This window comes from Sphingobium estronivorans (assembly GCF_008692605.1).
Lineage (GTDB): Bacteria > Pseudomonadota > Alphaproteobacteria > Sphingomonadales > Sphingomonadaceae > Sphingobium > Sphingobium estronivorans.
The window spans coordinates 1-4,737 of sequence record NZ_LFCT01000051.1 but is presented as its reverse complement, the minus strand read 5'-3'; the positions used below and the strand labels follow the sequence as shown (position 1 = coordinate 4,737).

The window sequence follows — 4,737 nt, the reverse complement described above, 5'->3', positions numbered from 1 at the left end:
TGTTCACCGAACTAGGGAATCGACAAGTGTGTCCACTGTGAGGGCGGAAAGCTTGCGGTTCGGGGCATGTTTCACCAATATCTGCCACCATGTCCACTGCGTCTTCACCGTCGCCTTGGCAGGCCGCGCGCATCGAGTTGCCCGATGGTCGTCGATCGTGGACGGTGCTGGATGACCGCGGCGATATCGTAGAGTGCTGTCGTCGCTGGATCGTTCATCTTGAGCAGACGCACGCGTCGCCCAACACCGTTCGGGCCTACGTCCGCCATGTCGTCGAGTTCGCGAATTTCCTGAGCGCGAACGACGCCGGGCTCCACCAGGCTACGGTGCCGCTTTATGATAGCTTTCTGGCTTGGCGGCTTGCCACGCGGAAAGACGCTTTGCCGAGTCCCCGGTTGGTCTTGCTGGGAAAGCAGGCAACGAGGGTCCTGGCTCCTGCGACGCGGAACCAGATCCAGCTTGCGATAAAATCATTCTACCGCTTCTTCAATGGTACCGACGACTTTACGATCGATACGGCCGAGGTTGCCAAGGCTTACGACGGTCATCGCATCTACAAGCCTTTCCTGGAGCACATCAGCCAGCGCCGCACGACGCGACGTAAGGACCGCTACCTGTCGGGCGATACCGGGCGCATCCAGCAGAAGGTCCTCAAGAAACGGCTGACACCGACCGAGGTGTTGAGGCTGATCGAGGGCTGCAACCTGGCGCGTGACGCGTTCCTGATCGTGCTGCTTTACAATACGGGTCTGCGGATCGGCGAAGCATTGGGCCTGCACCATATTGATATCGATCTGCTGGGAAAGGTCATCTGGGTCATTCCACGCGAGGACAACAGCAATGGCGCCCGCGCGAAATCCGGTCGGACACGCGGTGTGCCGGTACACGACTATGTGCTCAACATGTACGTCGATTATCTGACCAGCGACGAATATCTGCCGGCCTTTGAATCGGGCAGCGAATATGTCTTCGCCAATGTCAGGGCCGGCGCCATCGGACATGCCATGAGCCTGTCCTACGCCCAGAAGCTCAAGGACTTGCTGGAGCAACGCACGCATATTCGTTCGGCCGCCTGGACGACTAGCGGCCTCTCGCTTCCGCTTTCAGTGACAACCGCATCGCCCGGTCGAGCACGGTTGCCGGCAGGTCCTCCAGACAAGCGGTATCCTCCAGCCCGGGGATCTCGACGCGATCGGTAATCGCAGCCTGCACGCGCGCCGCGATCGCCGCGGCCCGCCGGCGCAGGAAGGGAAGCGCGAGACCGGCATCCTGCGCAAAGCGTACAAAGCTTGCAGCGTCCAGATCCTCGAGCGTCGCGGCACGCCCAAATCGCATGGCGAGCTTTGGCGACAGCTCCGGCCAGACATGGGTCGCAACCAGATCGTAGAGGGGGGCAAGGACCACCTCGCCGTTGGCGCGGCGAAGCAGACTGTAGTTTTTGGCATGCGCGTCGGCATTGCCGATGATCACATTGAAGATCGCGGCATCGGCGAGTTTCAGCACCTCGCGGGCCGGCCGTGAAGTGGCCGCGCGGACGAGCGCGAAGCCGTCTCGGAACGTCGGCCCGCCCTCGCTCGCATATTTCCGGTTGGACGGTACGCCCAGCGCCTGTGCGAAGTCCTCCTGATGCAGGCGCGAGGTCGCGCCGGGCTGTACGGTGCGATCGTAGCGGGTCACCAGGAGATAGCCCTTCCCAGCGACGGCGCGCCACTCGGCCATGACCGCATCGAGCCCAACCGATCGCGCCAGGGCGAGACAGAATGCCTCATTGGCCGCCAGTCCCGGAAAGCGATCGGGCTCGGACTTGATGAGATGGGTCGATGGCTCGCCGACACGCGGCAAGGCGATGGCGCCCTTGACCAGAACGACGGGCAACTTGCTTTGCGCGCCGGCCAGACTGAGCCGTGCGCCCCCCTCCCCGGCCAGCATCGGTACGCGCGGCAAACGCGCGATCAGCGCCGCCAGTTCTGTGTCATCAAGCGGGCGAGCCGGCCGGCCGGCGGGTGCCGCTGGCGGCATTTCCCCTTCCGGCAAAAAGGCCAGGGCGCCGGCAACGTCGCCGCCAAGCGCCGCCAACAGGCGAAAGGGATTGTCGGGCGATACACCGAGGGCGCGGGCGATGGCGGTCCGTTGCCCTTCCTCGGGCAGCAGCCCGCCGAAGACGGCCTTGCACAGCGCATCGCCAAATGACTCAACCCTCTTGGGCATGGCCTGCGAGAGCGCTGTTCTATCGGGATCGGCGAGCCAGTCCGGCGCGTAGCTGAAACGCATCGCGCCTGCACGGTCGATGGAGAGTTCGCCCGCGATATGCTGGTCGGACCAGACGATAAGACGATCGAGAATGTCGGTGCTCACGCAGGCCGGCCGGCGATCACGATGCCGTCCGGCCGGCGGATCTCAAGCTCGCAGCCGAGCGCGGCCAGGACCGCGATGACCTTGCCGATCTGCGCCGTCGGCTTACCCCGCTCGACCTCGACGATAAAGCGCAGTCCCACGCCGCTTGCTGCCGCCAGTTCATCCTGACGCAGTCCCAGTTCCTTGCGTTCGTCGCGAACGATCCGGCCGATGGTTATCATGTCGAGCATAGCCCCTCGCTTTCCCGAACGGGAAATTATGCGATATTGATGCGCATTTCAAGATCAATATTTCCCGATCGGGAAAATCCAACATAGGCGCGGATAGTTTGTTACGGAAATCTCCCGAACGGGAAATTTACTGGCGGCGATCTCGGGATCGAGCGTCCGGCCTTTTGAGATCAGGTCCGCTTCTTGACGAACTCGGCGCGCAAAACCAGCCCCTTGATCCCATCGTAGGGCAATCGATCTCCTGCGCATCGCCGGTCAGCCGTATCGACTTGATGAGCGTGCCGCGCCTCAAGGTCTGGCCCGCGCCTTTTACCTCGAGATCCTTGATCAGGGTAACCTGGTCCCCGTCGGCGAGGATATTGCCCACAGCATCGCGAACCTCGACCCGGCTCGCTTGCGCGCGGCGTTCTACGAGCTCGGAGGTGGGCATCCAGTCACCGGTTTCCTCGTCAAACACATAGCTTTCGTCGTCCATTATATTCTCCAGCACGCGACCGCTTCAATTTGTCTGACGGGTGCGCTCGACCCACCAGGCTGAGCTGCGCCGGCGCGAGTGCCGGGCGGCATCAGTGCCTGGCAGGCCCGGCTCCATCTTGCGCCAGTCGTTCGATCACGAGGGCAATGCCCTGCCCGCCGCCGATGCACATCGTAACGAGGCCATAGCGCCCGCCGCTACGCTCAAGCTCGTAAAGGGCCTTGAGGGTGATGATGGCGCCGGTCGCGCCGACGGGATGCCCCAGTCCGATGCCGCTGCCATTGGGGTTGACCTTCTCGGGGTCGAAACCGAGCAGCTTGGCGACAGCACAGGCCTGCGCGGCGAAGGCCTCATTGGCCTCGATCACGTCCATGTCCGCGAGCGTCAACCCGCAGCGATCGAGCGCAATGGGGACCGCCTCGACGGGCCCCAGCCCCATGACCTCGGGTGCCACGCCGGCATGGCCCCAGGCGAGGACCCTGGCTCGCGGGCGGAGCCCGTGGCGTGCGGCCGCGTCACCTGAGGCGAGAACCAGCGCGGCGGCACCGTCATTGATGCCGCTCGCGTTGCCGGCGGTGACGGTGCCGCCCTTCTCCCGGAAGACAGGTTTCAGGCCCGCAAGGGGCACCTCCGAAAGCTCGGTTCTTACATGCTCGTCCATCCGGAACAGGCTCGTGCCGCCCTTGCTCCGGACCTCGACCGCTACGATCTGCTCCTCGAAGCGTCCGTCAGCCTGTGCGGCGGACGCGCGGCGATGGCTCTGTGCGGCGAGTGCGTCCTGCATCTGGCGCGTAATCGAAAAACGCTCGGCAATGTTCTCGGCGGTCACACCCATGTGGCCCGCGCCAAAAGGGTCGTGCAGGATGGCGTTCATCGCGTCGATCATGGCCTCGTCGCCCATGCGTCGCCCCCAGCGCACGGCTTTGACGACATGGGGCGACTGGCTCATGCTCTCGACGCCGCCGGCAACCGCGAACTCGCATTCGCCCAGCTTGATCATCTGTGCGACCGAGATGAGCGCCTGTACGCTTGACGAAGGCGCCGACGACTATGTCAACAAACCGTTCGAGATCGGGGAACTGATGGCCCGCATCCGGGCAGCAGTCCGCCGCTCCCAGGCGGGGAGCGCGAATGCCGTTGTCTTCGAGAGCGGGCCGCTGCGCGTCGATTTCGCCAAGCGCGACGTCCAGCTGATGGGCGAGACCATCAAGCTCTCTCCGAAGGAGTACAAGGATCGCTGTCACCAGAGCGGAGAGCAGCAGGACGTAGATGAGGATATTGTGAAAGTGCGATACGAACCGGGCGGCGGTGCTACGTTGCTCAGGAACTGGCAGTTTGTTGGCGCCATGTGCAGCCAGACGCCGGGCCGCCTCGTCGCCGCTCAGTCCCTGCGGGACTGTCCGAAGCTGCTGGAGGACCTGCTCAACCGGTTCTGCATAAAAATTCAGTCTGCTCTCTTCACTCAACATGGGAAGCCTCGTTCCTTTTCATGCAGTTCATCCTTGGAAGAGCACTTTTGTCGCACTGGCTCTTATCGATCGGTCGGGGGAAGCGGATCAGATGGCCCTTTCACCTCCCCTGACTTCCTGACGGATGCTTGCGAGCCTGTTCGCGACTGCGCGAGACGGCCTCGAGCTTCATCTTGTCACACCCTGAAGCGCCCCGGCTTTTCCGGAG

General features: G+C 63.4%; 3 protein-coding genes and 3 pseudogenes. 1 reads left to right on the top strand and 5 read right to left on the bottom strand.

The window, feature by feature from the left end; genetic code table 11:
• Positions 1-89 precede the first annotated feature (89 nt).
• Positions 90-1,199, top strand: coding sequence for a tyrosine-type recombinase/integrase (locus F7P65_RS21690; protein ID WP_150295611.1), 1,110 nt, complete (start codon positions 90-92; stop codon positions 1,197-1,199).
• Here the strand turns inward: F7P65_RS21690 and F7P65_RS21685 are convergent.
• From F7P65_RS21685 to F7P65_RS21660, 5 genes and pseudogenes are all read right to left on the bottom strand, one after another.
• On the bottom strand, positions 1,081-2,355 hold the full coding sequence (locus F7P65_RS21685) for a type II toxin-antitoxin system HipA family toxin (RefSeq protein ID WP_025547151.1): 1,275 nt from the start codon (positions 2,353-2,355) through the stop codon (positions 1,081-1,083). The two genes, F7P65_RS21690 and F7P65_RS21685, sit on opposite strands and share 119 nt — an antisense overlap.
• Positions 2,352-2,585 (bottom strand): helix-turn-helix transcriptional regulator, encoded by a 234-nt coding sequence (locus F7P65_RS21680; RefSeq protein ID WP_025547149.1) that lies wholly within the window; start codon positions 2,583-2,585, stop codon positions 2,352-2,354. The genes F7P65_RS21685 and F7P65_RS21680 overlap by 4 nt, the downstream gene beginning before the upstream one ends.
• Positions 2,586-2,755: 170 nt before the next feature.
• Positions 2,756-3,060 (bottom strand): annotated as a pseudogene (locus F7P65_RS21675) (alkylphosphonate utilization protein).
• A 91-nt stretch (positions 3,061-3,151) separates the two neighbouring features.
• Positions 3,152-4,093: pseudogene (locus F7P65_RS21670) on the bottom strand (acetyl-CoA C-acyltransferase); the annotation flags it as partial.
• A 268-nt stretch (positions 4,094-4,361) separates the two neighbouring features.
• Positions 4,362-4,529: pseudogene (locus F7P65_RS21660) on the bottom strand (cation-transporting P-type ATPase); the annotation flags it as partial.
• Positions 4,530-4,737 lie beyond the last annotated feature (208 nt).